This window comes from Priestia sp. P5_B4, from assembly GCF_056400385.1.
In genome coordinates this window covers 1-1,046 of sequence record NZ_JBFULJ010001120.1, presented here as the reverse complement: position 1 = coordinate 1,046, position 1,046 = coordinate 1, and the positions used below count along the sequence as shown (strand labels likewise).

1 protein-coding gene is annotated in these 1,046 nt (G+C 36.9%); it reads right to left on the bottom strand.

What is annotated here, in order from left to right; genetic code table 11:
* Positions 1–181 precede the first annotated feature (181 nt).
* Positions 182–841 (bottom strand): serine/threonine-protein kinase, encoded by a 660-nt coding sequence (locus tag AC1DRF_RS29285; RefSeq protein WP_230183963.1) that lies wholly within the window; start codon positions 839–841, stop codon positions 182–184.
* Positions 842–1,046 lie beyond the last annotated feature (205 nt).

Here is a 1,046-nt window from a genome sequence, read left to right as displayed (position 1 = left end):
GAACAGGTGATACGTTATGCTGAAAAAAGAATACGTTCTTTCTTACATCCTCTTTCCCTTAAACATACGCTAAAATTTGTCTATCAATCTGAAATACTACAAACCATTCTATTCAAATTAAAACCAACTTTTGAGCAGCAGCATGTATTGCGCTGTATTTCATCTTAAAAAGGAGTTCCCTTTAGCGGAAACTCCTTTTTGATTTGATTCTACGATATAGACGATATGCTTTTCTGATAACGTTTAAAAGCGGGTACGGCAAGCGGATATGGTACTTATCAATAAACGGATAAAAGGTGTAATAAGCTTTTACAAGGTCTGTCCATTTTTTATCAATACCTTCTTTATAAAAGTCAGAGATATCMACCACATACCCTCTTCCATCTTTCATCATGACATTTTTACCATGCACATCATACGGGTTTAAACCCTGGCTTCTTGCATAGTCCAAAGCTGCGTTCACATCTTTTATGACTTGTTCTGGAATCTTTATTCCCCGCTGGATGGCATCATACARGGTAACRCCTGTAAGTCTTTTTAAAATCAAGTACGTCTTTCCCTCATGAAAAAGTTGAGAATAAGCTGGGTGAACGCCCAGCTTTCTATACACTTGCGCTTCTTTCTTTACACCATAAATTTCTCTTCCGTATACTTTCACGACAAATTCAGGATAATTTTCGTGCGTAAACACACCGGCATAGTTTCCTTTACCAATAAGTACCCACTCTTTTGTTTTGTTCGTAACTTCAACTGGATCATAGTCACTTTCACTTTGAATCGTAACTTGCGTTAGTAATGATGTTTCAACTAGCGACACTAACTGTTTAATTGTTTTATCCATAGTCCCCTCTAAAAATCCTTCAGTAATCTCTATCAAATATTACCCTATGATAAATCTCAATGCAGGATGTGTCAATAAATTGACAGCCTGATATAAAGAGGGAAAGTATTCCTGTTCATTCAAGACTGCGCGTGAACTTTGTGAACATTCACCTTCAGTTCTTCTTTCATATTCAGCATTACGCCCGCCATCGGAGCAATAGATT